The organism is Leifsonia sp. NPDC056665, assembly GCF_042791795.1.
Taxonomy (GTDB): domain Bacteria; phylum Actinomycetota; class Actinomycetes; order Actinomycetales; family Microbacteriaceae; genus Leifsonia.
Genome location: NZ_JBHTXK010000001.1, coordinates 118,529 through 137,399 on the forward strand (window position 1 = coordinate 118,529; position 18,871 = coordinate 137,399).

Below are 18,871 nucleotides of genomic sequence, written 5' to 3' on the forward strand. Positions count from 1 at the left end.
TTCGGTCGGTGGTCGTTCGGTCGGTGGTCGTTCGGTCAGCCGGCGTCGCGCTCGGCGGCGCCGTGCTCCTCCGCGTAGGCGGCGAGCTGGCGCGGCCCGAACGCGTCGGGCAGCACCTCGTCGATGGTCCGGATGCCGGAGACCGTCTCCAGCAGCATCCCCTCGGCCGAGTGCTCGTAGAGGAGCTGGCGGCAGCGGCCGCACGGCATCAGGGTGTCGCCGTCGCCGTTCACGCAGGTGAACGCGACGAGGCGCCCTCCCCCGGTCATCGCGAGCGACGACACCAGGCCGCACTCAGCGCACAGGGTCACGCCGTAGCTGGCGTTCTCGACGTTGCAGCCGCTGACGACGCGGCCGTCGTCGACCAGCGCCGCCGCGCCGACCGGGAACTGCGAGTACGGCACGTAGGCGTGCGTCATCGCCTCGTTCGCCGCGGCGCGCAGCGCCGGCCAGTCGATGGCGTCGGTCATGACTTGATGTACGGCTTGCCCGACGCCGCAGGCCCACGGGACTGCCCGACCAGACCGGCCACCGCGAAGATGGTCACCAGGTAGGGCAGCATGCGCAGGAACTCGCTCGGGATCGGCGCGTGCAGCAGGCCGAGGAGGCTCTGCAGCGCACCGGCGAAGCCGAACAGCAACGCCGCGAGCGTCGCCCGGATCGGGTCCCAGCGTCCGAAGATCACCGCAGCGAGCGCGATATAACCGAGGCCGCTCGTCATGTCCTTCACGAAGCCGCCGACGCCGCCGATAGTGAAGTACGCCCCGCCGAAGCCGGCGATCGCGCCGGCGATGATGACGGTCCAGAACCGGGTGGAGTTCACCTTGATGCCGACGGTGTCCGCCGCCTTCGGGTGCTCGCCGACTGCGCGGACCCGGAGGCCCCAGCGCGTGTGGAACAGGAAGAAGTACACACCGGCGACCGCGATGTACATCACGTAGACGATGAGCGTCTGGTTGAACAGCACGGGGCCGATGACCGGGATCTGACTGAGCAGCGGGATCGGCAGGTTCGGCAGGGTGGGCGGCAGGTTGAACGCGGCGGTGTTGTTCGCCATGACGGCCGTGTAGAAGAAGCCCGTCACTCCGGACACCAGCACGTTCAGCACGATGCCGACGATCACCTGGTCGACGAGGTACTTGATCGAGAAGGCGGCGAGGATGAACGACACGATCATGCCGGCCACGGCCGCGCCGATCAGGCCGACCACCACCGAGTGGGTGATCGTCGCGAGCATCGCCGACGTGAAGGCGCCGCCGAGCAGCTGACCCTCGATCGCCACGTTGACCACGCCGACGCGCTCGGAGAGCACACCGCCCATCGCGCCGTAGATGATCGGCACGCTGAGGCCGAGGGCCCCCGCGAGGAGTCCGGCCACGGGGACCGTGCCGTCGCCGACCGACCAGGTGATGAAGCCGACCAGCAGCGCCACTGCGAAGATCGCGCTCAGCCAGAGCGGGACGCTCCGGCCGCGGGCGACCAGGACGAACGCGACCGCCGTGATGACGAGCGCGATCACGGTGACCACGATCCCGGTCGCGATGGCAGGGATCGCCACGTTCGGGACCGTGAAGAAGTCGCCCTTCGTACTGAACGTGTAGACCGTGGTCCCCGGGCGCGGGAACACCAGGAAGAGCAGGATCGCGATCACGCTGAACACCGCGAAGACGATCGGCAGGCGCCAGTGGCGGACGACCACGCGGGCGGTCTCGCCGTCGGCCAGTGCCGGGGCGGAGGCAGGGGGCTGGGTGATGACGGTCATCGGGCGACCGCTCCCTTCGTGCGGGTCGCCGAGCGGCGACGGCGCGGTGCGCTGCCCGGGGCGGGCAGCCGGAAGATGGCGCGCACCAGCGGCGGTGCGGCGATGAACAGCACGGTGACCGACTGGATGATCGCGATGACCTCGACCGGCACGTTGTCCGCGGCCTGCATCGCGAATCCACCGGCCTGGAACGCGCCGATGAGGATGCCGGCGACCAGCACGCCGAACGGCCGGGACCGGCCGAGCAGCGCGACCGTGATGGCCGAGAACCCGATGCCCGCGTCGATGTCGCTGCCGAAGCCTGTCGTGATCTGGCCGAGCACCTGGGTCGCGCCGGCGAGGCCGACGAGGGCGCCGGAGATGACCATCGCCCAGACGTAGATCGAGCGGACCGAGATGCCGGCGACGCGCGCCGCGTTCGGGTTCTCGCCGACCGCGCGGAAACGGAAGCCGAGGCTCGAGCGCTCGAGCAGCCACCAGACCGCGATGGTCGCCAGCACCACCAGGATGATGCCGATGTCCAACGAGTAGTTGTTCCCGAACAGCTTCGGGAACACCGCCGTCGGCAGGGTCGGCGGCGTTCGTGGGTCATTGGCGCCCGGCGCGCGCAGGAACGACGTCGTGAGCAGGTAACTGAGCAGGTTGAGCGCGATGTAGTTGAGCATGATCGTCACGATCACCTCGTGGGCGCCCGTGAACGCTTTCAGGACACCGGCGATGGCCGCCCAGATCGCGCCGCCGACGAGGCCGGCGATCACCGCGATCAGCAGGTGGATGCCCGGGGGCATCGGCAGCTTGAAGCCGACCAGGCCCGCGAACAGCGCGGCGATGAGCATCTGCCCCTGGCCACCGATGTTGAACAGGCCGACCCGGAAGCTGAGGGCGACGCCGAGGCCGGCCGCGATCAGCGGCGTGGCGAAGGTGAGCGTCGTCGACAGCGACTGGATGCCGGTGGCGAAGTCGGGCGCGTGCGTGTTGTAGATCGCACCCTGGAACAGCGCGGCGTAGGCGCCGCCCACCGCGTTGCCGATGGCGGCGAACGTGTCGCCGGGCCGCGCGAAGAAGTAGCCGAGCGCCTGCTGCACCTGCTGGTTCGTCAGGGCGATGAACACGCCGCCGACGACCAGCGCGACGATGATGGCGCAGATAGAGAGCACGACGCTCCCCGACGCGATCTCGCGCAGGATGCGGTGGGTCTTGGAGATCTCCGGAGCCGGCGGCTCGGTCGCGCGCTGCTCCTCGGGGATCTGGTCGAGTGCCGGAGCGTCGACGGGGGTCTCCCCGACGGCGGCCTCGACATCGGCAGTGGGCATCTGGTCGCTCATGCGGAGGCTCCTTGGGCGTCGACGAGGTATTCGGCCGGCGGGGCCTCGCCCGTCATCATCAGGCCGAGGATCTCGCGGGGCGTCGACGCCGGGACGATCCCGACGATGCCGCCGCGGTACATGACGGCGATCCGGTCGCCGAGCGAGACGATCTCGTCCAGCTCGGTGGAGACGACGATGACTGGCACGCCCGAGTCGCGGGCGGCGATGATCTGCTCGTGGACGAACTCGATCGACCCGACGTCCAGGCCGCGGGTCGGCTGGGCCGCCACGAACAGCCGCAGCTCGCGGCTGAGCTCGCGGGCGAGCACGACCTTCTGCTGGTTGCCGCCGGAGAGCCGGCCGACGTGGGTGGTGATCCCCTGGGCGCGGACGTCGAACTCCTTCGTCTTCTCCTCCGCGAACGTGTCGCGGAACTTGAGCTGGAGGTTGGAGCCCTTGACGAACGGGCGGCGGTTCGAGCGGTCGAGCATCAGGTTCTCGGCGATCGTGAACTCGGCGACGAGCCCGTCGACGTTGCGGTCCTCCGGGACGAACCCGACGCCGGCGTCGAGCACCTTGCGCACCGACAGGCCGAGGATCTCCTTGCCGTCCAGCTCGACGGAGCCGGCGACGCGCTTCTGCAGGCCGAGGAGGGCCTCGGTCAGCTCGGTCTGGCCGTTGCCCTGAACACCGGCGATGGCGAGGACTTCGCCGCCGCGGACCTCGAAGTTGAGGTTGTCGACGAGGACGATGCCCGCCGGGTCGGAGACCGTGAGGTCGCGCACGCGCAGGCTGTTCTCGGTGAGCGTCGGCGCCTCCTTGTGGACGCTCAGCTCGACGCTGCGGCCGACCATCAGCGACGCGAGCTCGGCGTTGGAGGCCGTGGGCACGGCCTCGCCGACCACCTTGCCGAGGCGCATGACGGTGATGCGGGTCGCGACCTCGCGCACCTCGCGCAGCTTGTGGGTGATGAAGACGATGCCGGTGCCGCTCTCGGCGAGCTGGCGCATGATCGTCATCAGCTCGTCGGTCTCCTGCGGCGTCAGCACCGCCGTCGGCTCGTCGAAGACGAGGACCTTGGCGTCGCGGGAGAGCGCCTTGATGATCTCGACGCGCTGCTGCACGCCGACCGGGAGGTCCTCGACCAGGGCGTCCGGGTCGAGGTCGAACCCGAAGCGGGCCGAGATCTCGCGCACCTTCGCGCGAGCGGCGTTCAGGTCGAGCCTGCCGCCGAACGTGGTCTGCTCGTGGCCGAGCATGACGTTCTCCGCGACGGTGAAGACGGGGATGAGCATGAAGTGCTGGTGGACCATCCCGATGCCCGCCTTCATGGCGTCACCGGGTCCGGCGAAGGCCTGGACGACGTCGTCCAGGAGGATCTCGCCCTCGTCGGCCTGGTAGAGGCCGTAGAGGACGTTCATGAGGGTCGACTTGCCTGCGCCGTTCTCGCCGAGCAGACAGTGGATCTCGCCGGGTTCGACCGTCAGGTCGATGTGATCGTTGGCGACCAGCGCGCCGAAGCGTTTGGTGATACCGCGGAGTTCGAGTTTCATGTGGGGGGCCTTGTGGGTGTCGGGCGGTGCGTCGGCCGTGACGGACGAGGTGGAGGGTCCGGACCCTCGGGAGGCCGGCACGAGGCCGGCCTCCCGGGGTGTCGCTGGGATTACTCCGAGAACGCCGACGGCGACTCGACCTTGATCGAACCGTCGATGATGCCGGCCTTGATCTTGTCGAGCTCGCCCTGCAGGCCGGAGTCGACCTTCGAGGCGAAGTCGTGGAACGGGGCGATGCCGACGCCGTTGTTCTTCAGCGTGCCGACGTACTGCGAGTTGTCGAACTTGCTGCCGGAGGCGGCCTGCTGCACGATCGTCGAGACGGTCGGCTTGATGTTCTTCATGATCGAGGTGAGGAACAGGCTGTTGTAGCCGTTCTGGTCGGTCAGGAAGACGTCGGCGTCGTTACCGATCAGGGCGACGTTCTTGCCGCCGTCCTTGATCGCCGAGGCGGCGCCCTGGTAGATCGGGCCGCCGATCGGGGCGAGCACGTCGGCGTTCTGGCCGAGCATCGTCTGCGCGATCGTCTTGGACGTGTTCAGGTCGACGAAGCTGTTGACGAACTGGCCGTCCTGCGCCGCGACGTCCCAGCCGATGACCTTCTTCGTGGCGCCCTTCTGCTGGTTGTAGTACTTCACGCCGTCCGAGATGCCGTCCATGAAGATGGTGACCGACGGCAGCTTCTGGCCGCCGTAGGTGCCGATCACGCCGGTCTTCGAGAAGCTCGCCGAGGCGTAGCCGGCCAGGAAGCCGGCCTCGTCGGTGTTGAAGACGACGGGCTTCACGTTGTCCGCCTTGATGCTGTTGTCATCGACCATCACGAAGTTGACCTTCGGGTTCTCCGCGGACGCCTGCTTGACGGGCGCGACGAGGTTGAAGCCGGAGGCGACGATGATGTTGCAGCCCTGCTGGATCAGGCTCTTGATGTTGGGAAGGTAGTCGTTGGCGCTCTTCGACTGGACCGACTTGTACGAGCTGCCGATCTTCTGAGCGGCCTCCTGGACGCCCTCCAGACCGAGCTGGTTGAACGAGCGGTCGTTGAAGCCGCCCTGGTCGGAGACGATGCAGGGCAGGTACTTCGAGTTCGCGGCGGTGCTGGTCGACGTGGGCGCCGAACCGCAGGCTGCGAGCAGCGCGACGACGCCGGCTGCGACAAGGCCGGTGAGGCCGGCCTTACGGGCTGTGATTGTCAAGGTTTTGTCCTCCAAGATGCAGTGCCCGCTCGGGTGCAAACGGGCAAGGATATGCAGTGCACGTTACCGAATATGACGAACCGCACTGTGGTCGAATCCGGCTTCTTCATGCAAGCGTTACAAATGCGCGGCTGTTTGGCACCTGCGCATTTGAGCAAAATCGGCGGACCCGCCGAACCCTGCCCCTCGTGCGGGTGTGGACGCCGGCTACATCCACCCGCGCTTCTTGAAAACCACGTACAGCAGCGTGCTCAACCCCACCATCGCGAGCACCGCCAGCGGGTAGCCGAGCGGCCATGCCAGCTCCGGCATGTTGTGGAAGTTCATCCCGTAGATGCCGGCGATCAGCGTCGGCGCGAAGAGGATGGCCGCCCACGACGAGATCTTCTTGACCTCCTCGCCCTGGCGGTGCGTGGAGTGCGCCAGCCGCGTCATCTCCTCGTTCTGGCGTTCGGAGACCAGCGTCGAGTTCACGGTCAGGATGTCGCGCAGCAGGTAGCGGAAGCCGTCGACCCGCTCGTTCACCTGTGTGAGGTGGTCGGCCACGTCGCGCAGGCGCCGCTCCAGCTCCTCGGTCACGCCGTACTTCGCCGAGCCGCGCTCCAGGGCGACCATCACGGACGACAGCGGATGGGTCGCCCGCTGGAAGTCGATGACCTCCCGCGACAGCTCGTAGATGCGCCGGGAGACCAGCACGTCCCCGCCGAAGACCTGCGTCTCGATCTCGTCGATGTCGTTGGCGAGCCCGGCGACGACCGGGCTGTACGCGTCAACGACGGCGTCGATGATCGCGTAGAGGATGGCCTGCGGGCCGAGCGCGAGGAGGTCGCGCTCCCGCTCCATCCGGTGCCGCACCGTGGACAGATCGGGCGACTCGCTGTGCCGCACGGTGATGACGAAGTTCGGCCCGACGAAGAGGTGCAGCTCGCCGAAGTCGACCTCCTCCGGCACGTCCAGGTAGCTGGCCGCCTTCAGCACGACGAACAGAACGGAGTCGTACCGCTCCAGCTTCGGCCGCTGGTGGGCGACGATCGCATCCTCGATCGCGAGCGGGTGGAGGCTGAACTCCTCCGCCAGCGACATCAGCTCCTGCTCGGTCGGCCGGTACAGCCCGATCCAGGCGACGCCGCCGGGGGTGTCGTCCAGCGCGCGGTAGGTCTCGGCCAGGGTGCGCGGCGAGGCGACCCGCACGCCGTCCGCGTAGATCGCGCTGTCCACCATGCTGGAGCGGGCCGAACGCTGCGGCTCGGTCAGGACGGGCGCAGGCGAACTGGGAGGATCGACCCGCCGGGCTCGGGACACGAAGGGCATCGGGATGCCGCGACGGTTCAGGTTCGCCAAGGTTCACCTCCTGGTGCGCGGAAAAACGTGAGGTGGCCCGTGCAACGCCCGGCGACCGGGCGGCAGCGCCACCTAACTGTACGCGCGCAGCCCGTCGGCGCGCTCCGCGCCGCCGCGGCGGACGTCGGTGCAGGCGTCGAGGATCACTTGCTCGTAGTGCCCGACGAGCTCGGAGCAGAGCACGTCCCAGCCGCGGCCGAGCACGCGACGGCGGCCGGCCTCCCCCATCCGCAGGCGGAGCGGCGCGTCGGTGGCGAGCATGGAGACGGCGGCGCGCAGTCCGCGGTCGTCGGCCGGAGGGAAGAGGAGCCCGTCGACGCCGTGCTCGACGAGGTCGATCGGGCCGCCGGCGCGCGGCGCGACCACCGGGAGGCCGGAGGCGTGCGCCTCCTGCACCGTCTGCCCGAACGTCTCCTCCGAGCCGGTGTGGACGAACACGTCGAAGGCCGCGTAGGCGGCGGCGAGGTCGGCGCCCCCGAGCCGGCCGAGCCAGGTGGTCGGGACGCCGTGGAGCTGCCGCTCGACGGCCTCCCGCGCCGGCCCGTCCCCCACGATCGCGACCGAGACCCCCGGCACCCCGCGCAGCACCCGCAGCCGCTCGACCTGCTTCTCCGGCGCGATCCGGCCGACGTAGCCGACGACGACCTCCCCGTCGGGCGAGAGCCGCTCCCGCAGGGCGGCCGCCCCGGCCGTGCGCCGGTTGTTCGGGTGGTACCGCTCCAGGTCGACGCCGCGTCCCCAGCGGGCCAGCCGGCGGACCCCGGCCTCCCGGAGGTCGTACTCGCTGGCCGACGAGGGGACGAGGGTGACATCGGCGCCCTCGTGCACCCATCGCACGTACTTCCAGGCGATGGCGGCGGTCATCCCGAGCCCGTTGCGCCGGGCGAACCCGGCGACGTCGGTCTGGTAGACGGCGACGGACGGCACGCCGACCCGGTTGGCGGCGGCGATGGCCTGCGCCCCCAGGAAGAAGGGAGAGGCCGCATGCAGCACATCGGGCTCGAACCTGGCGAGGATCCGCTGCACCTGCGGGCTGGGCAGCCCGACCGGGAACTGCCGGTACGCGATGGAGGGCACCTGGTGGATGCGGTACCCCGCGTACTCCTCCGGAGCCCCGGCCTCCGGACAGATCACGATCGCTTCGTGGCCCTCCGCGGCCAGATGATCGAGCACCCGGAGGACGCTGTTGGTCACCCCGTTCACTGTGGGGAGGAAGCTCTCGCTGACGACGGCGACCCGCATGACCACAGTGTCCCGTCGGGGAATGTCCCGACTGTGAACGGAAGGTGGACAGAACCGCTCGCTATCCTTTCGTCATGACTTCACGTGGCGCGCTCGACCGGTTCTACAGCATCATCCCGGCGGGCGGGATCGGCTCCCGGCTGTGGCCGCTGTCGCGGGCGGACGCCCCCAAGTTCCTGCACGACCTGACCGGGTCGGGGCAGACGCTGCTGCGGAACACGTGGGACAGGCTCGCCCCCATCTCCGGCGAGCAGCGGATCATGGTCGTCACCGGAAGAGCCCACCGGGCCGCCGTCGAGGCGCAGCTTCCGGCGCTGGCCGACGCCAACGTGGTCCTCGAGTCCGAGCCGCGGGACTCCACTGCCGCCATCGGGCTGGCCGCGGCCATCCTGCAGCGCCGCGAGCCCGGTGTCATCATCGGGTCGTTCGCCGCCGACCACGTCATCCGCAACAACCGGCTGTTCGCCTCCACCGTGAAGGAGGCCGTGGCCGCGGCCGACGCCGGCTACATCACGACGATCGGGATCAAGCCGACCGAGCCCGCCGTCGGGTTCGGCTACATCCGCTGCGGCGACGAGCTGACCGTGACGGGCGCCCCGAGCGCGCTCGAGGTCAAGGCGTTCGTGGAGAAGCCCGACCTGCCGACCGCCGAGAGCTATCTCGACAGCGGCTCGTACCTCTGGAACGCCGGCATGTTCATCTCGCGCGCCGACCTGCTCCTGGAGGAGATCGGGCGCAGCAAGCCGGCACTCCTCGCCGGGCTGCTCGAGCTCGCGGAGGCCTGGGACGACCCGGCCACCCGCGGCCCCGCCGTCGACCGGATCTGGCCGAACCTGGAGAAGATCGCGATCGACTACTCCGTCGCCGAGCCCGCGGCGGTCGCCGGCAGGCTCGCGGTCATTCCCGGCTACTTCGACTGGGACGACATCGGCGACTTCGCCTCGCTCTCCAAGCTGAACTCCGGAGGCCGCACCACGGACCTGGCCATCCTCGGCGAGAACGCCCGCGTGCTCGCCGACGCCTCCAGCGGCATCGTCGTCACCCAGACCAAGCGCGTCATCAGCCTGATCGGCGTGAAGGACATCGTCATCGTCGACACGCCCGACGCACTGCTGGTCACGACGACGGACAACGCCCAGCGGGTGAAGTCGGTGGTGGACGCGCTCAAGGTCACGGGCTCGACCGACGTGCTCTGACGCGCGGGTGATCCCGATTTATCTCGACGTCGAGATAACCAAGGTCACCCTAAGCAGCGCGGAACGGCCCTGCGGCATAGACTTGCCACGCACTTCGTGCGCCATCTTTCAGCGATCGCAACCAGGGAGGGTTGTTCGTGCCAGAGCAAGCGGCAGGGACCCTGCAACCGACGAAGTCGAGGCCGGGCGGCACGCTGTACCGCGGCCGTGAGGGCATGTGGTCGTGGGTGCTTCACCGCATCACCGGCGTCGCCATCTTCTTCTTCCTTCTCGTCCACATCCTCGACACCTCGCTCGTCCGGGTAAGCCCCGAGGCGTACAACGCGGTGATCGGCACCTACAAGAACCCGATCATGGGATTCGGGGAGATGGCGCTCGTCGCGGCGATCATCTTCCACGCCTTCAACGGCATCCGGATCATCCTGATCGACTTCTGGAGCAAGGGCGTCAAGTACCAGAAGGTCATGTTCTGGATCGTCATCGCACTCTGGGTGATCCTCATGGCCGGCTTCGTCCCGACGCAGCTCATCCACATCTTCTCGGAGGTGAACTGACGTGACGACCATCGAGGCTCCGCGCTCGCCGGCCCGTCCGGCCCGCAAGGGCGTCAACTGGGAGAAGTGGGGCTGGATCTACATGCGGGCCTCCGGCCTCGTGCTGGTGATCCTCATCTTCGGCCACCTGCTGATCAACCTCGTCCTCGGCGCCGGCGTCAAGCAGATCGACTTCGCCTTCGTCGCCGGCAAGTACGCCACGCCGTTCTGGCAGGTCTGGGACCTGCTCATGCTCTGGCTCGCGCTCATCCACGGCGGCAACGGCATGCGCACGCTGATCAACGACTACGCGCACAACGTCATGGTCAACCGCATCCTCAAGTGGGCGGTCCTGGCGGCGGTCGTCGTGCTCATCGTGCTCGGCACGCTCGTGATCTTCACCTTCGACCCGTGCCCGGCGGGAGCCCACGCGGCCGACCTGCCTTCGTTCTGCCCGGCCAAGTGATTGACGGAAACCAAAGCTGTGACAACTGAAACCACTGAATCCACCGTCATCGACGGCGTCCACTATCACGAGTTCGACATCGTCATCGTCGGCGCAGGCGGCGCCGGGATGCGTGCCGCGATCGAGGCCGGGCCGCACGCGAAGACCGCGGTGATCTCGAAGCTCTACCCCACCCGCTCCCACACCGGCGCGGCGCAGGGGGGCATGGCCGCGGCGCTCGCCAACGTGGAGGAGGACAGCTGGGAGTGGCACACCTTCGACACGGTCAAAGGCGGCGACTACCTCGTCGACCAGGACGCTGCGGAGATCCTCGCCAAGGAGGCCATCGACGCGGTCATCGACCTCGAGAACATGGGCCTGCCGTTCAACCGCACGCCCGAGGGCAAGATCGACCAGCGGCGCTTCGGCGGCCACACCCGCGACCACGGCAAGGCGCCCGTCCGCCGGGCCTGCTACGCGGCCGACCGCACGGGCCACATGATCCTGCAGACGCTGTTCCAGAACTGCGTCAGGCTCGGCATCAACTTCTTCAACGAGTTCTACGTCCTCGACGTGATCATGAACGAGGTGGACGCCAACGACGGTAATGGGCCCAGTGACCAGCCCGCGGGTGTCGTCGCCTACGAGCTGGCGACCGGCGAGCTGCACGTCTTCCACTCGAAGGCGATCGTGTTCGCGACCGGCGGCTTCGGCAAGATCTACAAGACGACCTCCAACGCGCACACCCTCACCGGTGACGGCGTCGGCATCATCTGGCGCAAGAAGCTCCCGCTGGAGGACATGGAGTTCTTCCAGTTCCACCCGACCGGCCTCGCCGGCCTCGGCATCCTCCTCACCGAGGGCGCCCGCGGCGAGGGCGCGATCCTGCGCAACGCGTCGGGCGAGCGGTTCATGGAGCGCTACGCCCCGACCATCAAGGACCTCGCGCCGCGCGACATCGTCGCCCGCTGCATGGTCCAGGAGGTCGCGGAGGGCCGCGGCGCAGGCCCGCACAAGGACTACGTCCTCCTCGACTGCACCCACCTGGGCGCGGAGGTGCTGGAGACCAAGCTCCCCGACATCACCGAGTTCGCCCGCACGTACCTCGGCGTCGACCCCGTCGTGGAGCCTGTGCCGGTCATGCCGACGGCGCACTACGCGATGGGCGGCATCCCGACCAACAACAACGCCGAGGTGCTGCGCGACAACACCACCGTCGTCCCCGGCCTCTACGCCGCCGGCGAGTGCGCGTGCGTGTCGGTGCACGGCTCCAACCGCCTCGGCACCAACTCGCTGCTCGACATCAACGTGTTCGGCAAGCGCGCAGGCAACAACGCGGTCGAGTACGTCAAGACCGCGACGGCCGTCCCGCTGCCTGAGGACCCGGCCAAGGCCGTCCGCGACCTGATCGCCGGGCTCCGCAACGGCACCGGCACCGAGCGCATCGCCGCCATCCGCAAGGAACTGCAGGACGAGATGGACCGGAACGCTCAGGTGTTCCGCACCGACGAGTCGCTCGAGCAGGTCACCGGAACGATCCACCGCCTGCGCGAGCGCTACAAGAACATCGTGGTGCAGGACAAGGGCAAGCGCTTCAACACCGACCTCCTGGAGGCCGTCGAGCTGGGCTTCCTGCTCGACCTCGCCGAGGTCGTGGTGTTCTCCGCCCGCAACCGCAAGGAGTCGCGCGGCGGTCACATGCGCGACGACTTCCCGAAGCGCGACGACGAGAACTACATGCAGCACACGATGGCCTACCTCACCGGCGACCCGCACTCGGCCGACGCGGCCGACCACATCACGCTCGATTGGAAGCCGGTCGTCGTGACCCGCTACCAGCCGATGGAGAGGAAGTACTGATGTCCAGCGCCGTGCTCGAGACTCCCCCGGCCCCCGAGGCCCCGATCCAGTCGTTCACCGTGACGCTCATCATCCGCCGGTTCGACCCGGACGTGGACACCGAGCCGCGCTGGCAGGACTTCGACGTGGAGCTCTACCCGACCGACCGCATCCTCGACGCCCTCCACAAGATCAAGTGGGAGCAGGACGGCTCGCTGACGTTCCGCCGCTCGTGCGCCCACGGCATCTGCGGATCGGACGCGATGCGCATCAACGGCCGCAACCGGCTCGCCTGCAAGACGCTGATCAAGGACCTGGACATCTCCAAGCCGATCTACGTCGAGGCGATCAAGGGCCTGCCGCTGGAGAAGGACCTCATCGTCGACATGGAGCCGTTCTTCGCGAGCTACCGCGAGGTGCAGCCGTTCCTGGTCGCCAACTCTAAGCCGGAGAAGGGCAAGGAGCGCGTCCAGTCGGTCGCCGACCGCGCCCGCTTCGACGACACCACCAAGTGCATCCTGTGCGCCGCGTGCACGTCGTCCTGCCCGGTCTTCTGGACCGACGGCCAGTACTTCGGCCCGGCGGCGATCGTCAACGCGCACCGCTTCATCTTCGACTCGCGCGACGACAACTCGCAGGTGCGTCTCGACATCCTCAACGACAAGGAGGGCGTCTGGCGCTGCCGCACGACCTTCAACTGCACCGACGCCTGCCCCCGTGGCATCCAGGTGACCCAGGCCATCGCCGAGGTCAAGCAGGCCATCATGCGCGGCAAGGTCTGAGCGGAACGCACTTGCACGAACGACGAAGGCGCCCCCGGTCTCCGGGGGCGCCTTCGTCGTTCTCTTCGCCGACGTCTAGGCGAAGTTCTTCACGTATGCCGTCGCGGCACCGAACTCAGGGTGTGTGGGGCTGAAGACCAGCATCAGCGTCATCCCTCGCTCGACCGGCGCCGAAAGAGTCACCGCGAAGGTGTCGGGCCCGGTCATCACCGGGGTCCCGCTGACCTTCCAGCCGCTGACCGCGGACTGCGCGACGAGCGTGAAGTCGGACGGCAGTTCCGTCATCCCGGGCGGCAGGATGATCTTTCCAGTGATCGTGGTCGACGCGCCCGCTTGGGCAGTGAAGACCTGCTCATCCCACTCGATTGCCGGCCCCCCGGTGGAGACGTTGCCGGCCGCTGCCGTCAGTGCGGCCGTACCCGGTGTGTACGCAGGGTAGTTCGAGCTCGAGACCGTGAGGGTTCCCGTGGCGCCGGGCGCCGAGGTCGCACTGACGACCAGCTCGAACGTGTTTCCCGTCACGACGGGCTGGATCAGCACGTCGAAACCGTCGGTGCTGGAGGCGACCAGTTGGATGTCCGCCGGGAGCGTTCCGCCCTGCGGGGCCTGCAGGGTTCCCTTCACGGAGAGGACACCGCCCTGCGGGACGTTGTAGGACGGCTGGCCGACGAGGATCACGCCGGCAGGCGCGCCGACGGTCAGCGCGGCCGTACCCGGTGTGTACACCCCGTAGTTCCAGCTGGAGACCTTCAGGGTCGTCGCGGACGCTCCCGCGCCGGCCTTGACGGTCATGGTGAAGGTGTTTCCCGTCACGACCGGAGGCGAGAGCACGTTGAAGCCGGACCCTCCGGACATGCTCGCGTCGAGCTTGATGCCCGCGGGCACAGTCCCGCCCGTGGCAGGAATCAGCATTCCCGTGATGGTGAGCGTGCCACCCTCCGGCACCTCGTAGGAGGGTGCGTCGAACACGATCATCGCAGCCTCCCCCGTCGATGCGGCGTACGCCGGGGAGGCCGCGGCGAGCGCGATGGCGGGGGCCGCCCACGCGGCCGTCTTGGCGACAGTGCGCCGCGTGATGAGCCGAGGGTTTTCGTTGTTCGAGTCGTTCATGGATCACTTCCGATCAGAGCAAAGTATTTCACTCAGATCTTAGCAGGTAACCTGTGAACCCACGCATATCACTACTGCGCCGAAGGCGCCCCGGTATCCGGGGCGCCTTCGGACGCTGAATATCACTTGTAGTAGTAGTCGACGACGAAGCCGATCTTCGTCGCAGCGCCGTCCGGGCGGGCGACCGTGGTCACGATCTCGACTCTGCCGACGGAGCCCTTCGGGAGCGAGGCCGGCAAGAAGGCGTAGACGTTGCCGTTGGTCGTTGCGTTGCCGGACGAGTCGTGGCTCGGCCAGAAGGCGACCGCGGGCCGGGCCGACCCCCCGACCGCCCCGGGACCGCTGACCGTCGATCCACCGAGCCGCAGACCGATGCCGTGACCCACCTGTTGTGCCACGCCGTTGACGGTCAGGCTGACCACATTGGCCTCCGTGCGGACGGCGAGATTCGGGAAGTTGTCGGGGAAGGCGCCCGAGTATTCCGGCACTTGGAACGGCGCGGTCTTGAAGTTGTCCGTGAAGACCGACTGGTTCTGCAGGGAGGCCCTCAGGTCGAGCCACGCTTTGCCGAGCATCCCCGAAGTCACGATGATCGGGGTGCTCGCCGCCGGCCGAAACCAGCGCACCGCCTTGTCCCGTCCCGCGGTCGCCGCCGACGTGCTCGCAACCCAGGTGTTCGCGATCGGAAGCATCCCGTATCCGGCCTCGATGAAGCCCGGCGCGTTCAGCGAGAGCTGCGTCGTCGCGGCCGTGTACGACGGGTAGTTCGGGCTCTGGACCGAGACCGCGATGGGCATGGTGGTCGACGACGCGTTGGTGACCTTCATCGTGAACGTGTCGCCGGTCACCACCGGCTTCTCGGACACCACGTAGTCGGCGCTGGCGACGTCGGCCACGAGAGCGATGTCGGCCGGGACGGACGTTCCGTCCGCGGGCACGAGGACTCCCGAGAGCTCGACTTCGCCGCCACGGGGCAGCAGGTAGAGCGAGTAGTCGAAGTTGATCTCGCCGCTCGCCACGGGGACGGGGGCGCCGATCGCATTCACCGTGGTCGTGCCCGGCGTGTAGGCCGAGTAGTTCGGGGATGACATCCTCAACGTCGCGCCCGGTGTCGCGTTCGCATAGGCCTGCACCGTCATCGTGAAGGTGTTGCCCGACACAACCGGCTGGGAGGCGTACCAGCCCGTCGCCCCGGGGAAGGTCCGGTCGAACTTGATATCGGCGGGAACTTTCTGCCCCGTGATGGGGACCAGCGTTCCGGTGATCGTGATGATGCCGGGGGCCGGAACGTCATACGTGGGCTCGTCGAACAGGATCATCGCGACCTTGTTCTCTGTGGACGTCGCGAATGCCGGCGAGGCGGCCGAGAGCGCGATTGCGGGAGCAGCCCAGGCGGCGGTCTTAGCGATCGTCCGTCGGCTGATGGTCTTCGAGTTCGGTGTGGAGTCGAGCATTTCATTCATAGAAGAAGGGGCCTTTTCATGGAACAAGGTAAGATGTTTCACGCCAATCTTAGCTGATCGACCTGCCTACGTCCAACCCGCTGCGCCCGGTCCCGCAGGATGGAGAGTCCCGGTGGTGCGGGCGGAGTCGATATCCTTGCCGCGTGGCCAGGAAGTCGCGACGCGGGGAGGGCACGGTGACGGCGCAGCCCGATCCGGCGCTCCAGCGCGCCGAGGGCACCGTCGAACCGGAGGAGACGCTGAAGGAGCGCATCCTCGACGCGACCGAACCGCTGAAGGAGCGGCTCGAGAAGCCCGTCGCCCGGGTCTCCCGCTGGGCCAAGTGGGTCCAGGCCCTGCGCCCGTACCGCGTCTACATCAACTTCTCGCACTCCGACGGCAACCTCCGCGCCGCCGGGATGGGCTTCCAGTCCCTCTTCGCCGTGTTCGCGGCGGTCTGGCTCGGCTTCTCGGCGGCGGGCGTCTGGCTCAGCGGCAACAACGACATCTACGAGTCACTGGTCGAGATCATCAACCGGGCGATCCCCGGGCTCATCTCGACCGCCACGACGCCGGGAGTCATCAACTCCGAGCAGCTCGAGTCGGCGACGTCATTCGGCTGGTCGGGCATCGTCGCAGCCATCAGCCTGCTCTGGACGGCGATCGGCTGGCTCTACTACACGCGCCAGGCGGTGCGCGCCGTCTTCGGGCTCAGCCGCGACACGACCAACTACGTGCTCCAGAAGATCCGCGACCTGTTCCTGGCGCTCGGGTTCGGGCTGGTGCTGGTGTTCTCGGCGCTGATCTCGATCATCAGCACACAGGCGCTGACGTTCTTCCTCCATCTCATCGGACTCAGCGCCGACACGTTCTGGACGGACGCGCTCACCCGGTTCTCCGGCCTGCTCATCTCGGTGGTCCTCAACATCTTCACGCTCGGCGCGATGTTCCGCGTGATGGCGCGGGTCGCGATCCCGTGGCGCAACCTGTTCTTCGGCGTCCTGCTCGGCTCGTGCGTGCTCGCGGGGCTGAGCGCGCTCGGCGGCCTCCTGTTGACGGGCGCCTCGAAGAACCCGCTCCTGGCCACGTTCGCGGTGTTCGTCGGTCTGCTGATCTGGTTCAACCTGGTCTCGCGCGTCATCCTGCTTTCCGCCTCCTGGATCGCGGTCGGGATGTTCGACCGCGGCATCTCGCCGCGGATGATCTCGCCGGAGCAGGCCGCCGCCGAGCGCGCCGCCGCCGAGTACGAGGCGCGGGTCCTGGTCGCGAAGGCCGAGCTCGAGACCGCGAGGGACGAGCTGGCGCACGCGCGGTTCCTCGCCAGGCTCGGCGCCCAGCGCAGGGTCGAACGGGCCGAGCACCGGCTCAACGACCTCCTCGACGACAGCAGCGTCGGCGCGCGGCAATAGCGCGCCGACGCCGCTGTCGAGGAGGTGTCATCGCCCGCTAGGCCGGCAGGAAGTACGTCGAGTACTGCGACTGGGCGATCTGCTTCACCGGACCGATGCCCGGGACGCGCAGCGGTGTCTTGATGGCCCCGCGCACGCCGGTTCCCGTCTCGTAGTTCCCGTTGTAGCCCCAGCCGTGCACGCTTCCGTCGGTGAGGCGCGCGTGGCCGGTCTGGAGCCCCCAGGAGAGCTCGGCCACGTTCGCCAGGCCCGGATCGACGGGGACGCGGGGATTGGTGGTCGACCCGTTGCCCAGGTTGTAGTAGGCCGCGTAGCCCCAGAGCCGGCAGGTGGCGTCGGCGAGGACGACGCCGACGTTCCAGTAATTGGAGTAGACCGCCGTCGCGCCGCTGAGCGAGGTGATCCGGGTCGGGACGTAGCGGTGCGAGGTCGTTCCGTCGCCGATCTGGCCTTCGCCGTTGCGGCCCCACGACCAGACGGAGCCGTCGTCGAGGACGGCCGAGGCGCCGTCGTTCCGGCCCGCGACGTCGACCACGAGGCGATCGGCCGGGAATCCCGTCACCCGCGTCGGGGTGGTGGCGCGGTGGACGGTGGTGATGCCGTCCGCGAGGCTGCCGTACCGGCCGTACCCCCAGTTCCAGAGCGTCCCGTCTTCGAGGAGGGCGTGCATGTTGTAATGGCCGCCTGCCAGCTTCTTCACCGGACCGAGATTGGGGATGCGGAACGGAGTCTCCTTGAACGTGCCGATGGTCGACCCATCGGCGAACTGGCCCTCCAGGTTGTAGCCCCAGCCCCAGACCTCTCCGCTCCTGGTCAGCGCGAACATCGCGTAGTACGTGCCTTCGAGTTGCACGATGTCGTTCGGCATCTTCGTGAACGGCACCGGGATCGGCTGGGTCTTGCGCACCGCCTGGGTGCGGTAGTAGTCGGAGCCCCAGCTCCACACGGTCCCCGACGCGTCGAGAGCGAATCCCGCACGGTACAGTCCGGCGCCGAGCAGGGTGATGTCAGCCGCAGACGACGGCATCGCGACAGCGGCCGGGACCGGATTGTTGGTCTTGCTGCCCGTGCCCAGCGCGGACGTACCGCGGTAACCGGCGGAGAAGGGCACCGTCGTGGTCGTGAAGGCGAAGATCCGGATGTAGGTCTCCGCCGTCGCGGTCTCGACGGCGCCGTCGCGCGTGACCACGGCGGTCGCCGTGACACGAAGAACACCCACGCCCTCACCCGCGTAGATGACATCAGGAGTGGCCCGTCCCGTGGCCGACGACATGACGGTGTTCGCCGGCGGGCCGCCGAGACGGCCGAAAGCGGCGACGACATCCACGCCGTCGAAAGCGTCGTCACCCTCGGTCTCCAGCTCCTCGGTGTCTTCGATCGACGCGATCGTGAAGGTGACGGCGGCGTTCGCCACGGGCCCGCTCGCGTCCCAGACCTTCGCCGCGACGACGGGGGAGCTGAACTGGCCGCCTGGCGTCGTGGTGTAGAACGGCTGGGTGAACTCGACCGTCAGAACGGACACGGGGGTGGAGACGGCGAAGGCGGGAGAGGCGACCGTCAGCGCGATGGCGGGCGCCGCCCACGCGGCGCCCTTGACGATCGTGCGACGGGACGGGGCGGTCAGGGGATTCAGGGGTTCGTTCATTCGGTCGCTCCTTTTTCTGCGGAAATTGTCGTGCTGCTGATGCCCCGGGAATGTCCTGCTAATGTATCCGTC

General features: G+C 68.3%; 16 protein-coding genes. 6 read left to right on the plus strand and 10 right to left on the minus strand.

Annotated elements, in window-relative coordinates:
• Positions 1 to 35: 35 nt before the first annotated feature.
• From ACFQ9V_RS00510 to ACFQ9V_RS00540, 7 genes are all read right to left on the minus strand, one after another.
• Positions 36 to 470 (minus strand): cytidine deaminase, encoded by a 435-nt coding sequence (locus ACFQ9V_RS00510; protein WP_382457230.1) that lies wholly within the window; start codon positions 468 to 470, stop codon positions 36 to 38.
• Complete coding sequence (locus ACFQ9V_RS00515; RefSeq protein ID WP_382457231.1) at positions 467 to 1,762, minus strand: ABC transporter permease; 1,296 nt, start codon at positions 1,760 to 1,762, stop codon at positions 467 to 469. The genes ACFQ9V_RS00510 and ACFQ9V_RS00515 overlap by 4 nt, the downstream gene beginning before the upstream one ends.
• Complete coding sequence (locus tag ACFQ9V_RS00520; protein ID WP_382457232.1) at positions 1,759 to 3,087, minus strand: ABC transporter permease; 1,329 nt, start codon at positions 3,085 to 3,087, stop codon at positions 1,759 to 1,761. Before ACFQ9V_RS00520 ends, ACFQ9V_RS00515 begins: the two co-directional genes overlap by 4 nt.
• On the minus strand, positions 3,084 to 4,622 hold the full coding sequence (locus ACFQ9V_RS00525) for an ABC transporter ATP-binding protein (RefSeq protein WP_382457233.1): 1,539 nt from the start codon (positions 4,620 to 4,622) through the stop codon (positions 3,084 to 3,086). Before ACFQ9V_RS00525 ends, ACFQ9V_RS00520 begins: the two co-directional genes overlap by 4 nt.
• 110 nt (positions 4,623 to 4,732) lie before the next feature.
• On the minus strand, positions 4,733 to 5,815 hold the full coding sequence (locus ACFQ9V_RS00530) for a BMP family protein (RefSeq protein ID WP_382457234.1): 1,083 nt from the start codon (positions 5,813 to 5,815) through the stop codon (positions 4,733 to 4,735).
• A 207-nt stretch (positions 5,816 to 6,022) separates the two neighbouring features.
• A complete protein-coding gene (locus ACFQ9V_RS00535) occupies positions 6,023 to 7,156 on the minus strand; it encodes a magnesium and cobalt transport protein CorA (RefSeq protein ID WP_382457235.1) in 1,134 nt (377 codons plus the stop codon).
• Between the two features lie 72 nt (positions 7,157 to 7,228).
• Positions 7,229 to 8,398: a glycosyltransferase family 4 protein gene (locus ACFQ9V_RS00540; RefSeq protein ID WP_382457236.1), complete on the minus strand. Its 1,170-nt coding sequence runs from the start codon at positions 8,396 to 8,398 to the stop codon at positions 7,229 to 7,231.
• A gap of 74 nt (positions 8,399 to 8,472) precedes the next feature.
• Between ACFQ9V_RS00540 and ACFQ9V_RS00545 the strand changes: the two genes are divergently transcribed.
• The 5 genes from ACFQ9V_RS00545 to ACFQ9V_RS00565 all read left to right on the plus strand — a co-directional run bounded on the left by ACFQ9V_RS00545 (position 8,473) and on the right by ACFQ9V_RS00565 (position 13,193).
• A complete protein-coding gene (locus ACFQ9V_RS00545) occupies positions 8,473 to 9,594 on the plus strand; it encodes a mannose-1-phosphate guanylyltransferase (RefSeq protein WP_382457237.1) in 1,122 nt (373 codons plus the stop codon).
• A 137-nt stretch (positions 9,595 to 9,731) separates the two neighbouring features.
• Entirely contained in the window at positions 9,732 to 10,148 is a 417-nt protein-coding gene (gene sdhC, locus ACFQ9V_RS00550) for a succinate dehydrogenase, cytochrome b556 subunit (RefSeq protein WP_179607700.1), read from the plus strand.
• 1 nt (position 10,149) lies between these two features.
• The gene (locus ACFQ9V_RS00555) at positions 10,150 to 10,593 is read left to right on the plus strand and encodes a succinate dehydrogenase hydrophobic membrane anchor subunit (RefSeq protein ID WP_370056507.1); all 444 of its coding nucleotides are present in this window, start codon (positions 10,150 to 10,152) and stop codon (positions 10,591 to 10,593) included.
• Positions 10,594 to 10,611: 18 nt separating this feature from the next.
• Positions 10,612 to 12,432: a succinate dehydrogenase flavoprotein subunit gene (sdhA, locus tag ACFQ9V_RS00560; protein WP_382457238.1), complete on the plus strand. Its 1,821-nt coding sequence runs from the start codon at positions 10,612 to 10,614 to the stop codon at positions 12,430 to 12,432.
• Entirely contained in the window at positions 12,432 to 13,193 is a 762-nt protein-coding gene (locus ACFQ9V_RS00565) for a succinate dehydrogenase iron-sulfur subunit (protein ID WP_345836804.1), read from the plus strand. Before sdhA ends, ACFQ9V_RS00565 begins: the two co-directional genes overlap by 1 nt.
• A gap of 75 nt (positions 13,194 to 13,268) precedes the next feature.
• Here the strand turns inward: ACFQ9V_RS00565 and ACFQ9V_RS00570 are convergent, their stop codons facing one another.
• Positions 13,269 to 14,303, minus strand: a complete 1,035-nt coding sequence (locus ACFQ9V_RS00570) for a hypothetical protein (protein ID WP_382457239.1) — start codon at positions 14,301 to 14,303, stop codon at positions 13,269 to 13,271.
• 122 nt (positions 14,304 to 14,425) lie between these two features.
• On the minus strand, positions 14,426 to 15,757 hold the full coding sequence (locus ACFQ9V_RS00575) for a hypothetical protein (RefSeq protein ID WP_382457240.1): 1,332 nt from the start codon (positions 15,755 to 15,757) through the stop codon (positions 14,426 to 14,428).
• A 152-nt stretch (positions 15,758 to 15,909) separates the two neighbouring features.
• On the opposite strand from ACFQ9V_RS00575, the gene ACFQ9V_RS00580 reads away from it, so the two are divergent.
• Positions 15,910 to 17,154, plus strand: coding sequence for a YihY/virulence factor BrkB family protein (locus tag ACFQ9V_RS00580; protein WP_382457241.1), 1,245 nt, complete (start codon positions 15,910 to 15,912; stop codon positions 17,152 to 17,154).
• A gap of 37 nt (positions 17,155 to 17,191) precedes the next feature.
• Here ACFQ9V_RS00580 and ACFQ9V_RS00585 read toward each other — a convergent pair whose 3' ends face one another.
• The gene (locus ACFQ9V_RS00585; RefSeq protein WP_382457242.1) at positions 17,192 to 18,799 is read right to left on the minus strand and encodes an RCC1 domain-containing protein; all 1,608 of its coding nucleotides are present in this window, start codon (positions 18,797 to 18,799) and stop codon (positions 17,192 to 17,194) included.
• Between the last annotated feature and the right edge of the window lie 72 nt (positions 18,800 to 18,871).

What these genes read in the sequence shown, in the direction of transcription:
- ACFQ9V_RS00525 (WP_382457233.1), bottom strand. Translation starts at nt 4,622, where the DNA reads ATGAAACTCGAACTCCGCGGTATCACCAAACGCTTCGGCGCGCTGGTC.
- ACFQ9V_RS00540 (WP_382457236.1), bottom strand. Translation starts at nt 8,398, where the DNA reads ATGCGGGTCGCCGTCGTCAGCGAGAGCTTCCTCCCCACAGTGAACGGG.
- ACFQ9V_RS00585 (WP_382457242.1), bottom strand. Translation starts at nt 18,799, where the DNA reads ATGAACGAACCCCTGAATCCCCTGACCGCCCCGTCCCGTCGCACGATC.
- ACFQ9V_RS00515 (WP_382457231.1), bottom strand. Translation starts at nt 1,762, where the DNA reads ATGACCGTCATCACCCAGCCCCCTGCCTCCGCCCCGGCACTGGCCGAC.
- ACFQ9V_RS00520 (WP_382457232.1), bottom strand. Translation starts at nt 3,087, where the DNA reads ATGAGCGACCAGATGCCCACTGCCGATGTCGAGGCCGCCGTCGGGGAG.
- ACFQ9V_RS00570 (WP_382457239.1), bottom strand. Translation starts at nt 14,303, where the DNA reads ATGAACGACTCGAACAACGAAAACCCTCGGCTCATCACGCGGCGCACT.
- ACFQ9V_RS00545 (WP_382457237.1), top strand. Translation starts at nt 8,473, where the DNA reads ATGACTTCACGTGGCGCGCTCGACCGGTTCTACAGCATCATCCCGGCG.
- ACFQ9V_RS00510 (WP_382457230.1), bottom strand. Translation starts at nt 470, where the DNA reads ATGACCGACGCCATCGACTGGCCGGCGCTGCGCGCCGCGGCGAACGAG.
- ACFQ9V_RS00565 (WP_345836804.1), top strand. Translation starts at nt 12,432, where the DNA reads ATGTCCAGCGCCGTGCTCGAGACTCCCCCGGCCCCCGAGGCCCCGATC.
- ACFQ9V_RS00575 (WP_382457240.1), bottom strand. Translation starts at nt 15,757, where the DNA reads ATGCTCGACTCCACACCGAACTCGAAGACCATCAGCCGACGGACGATC.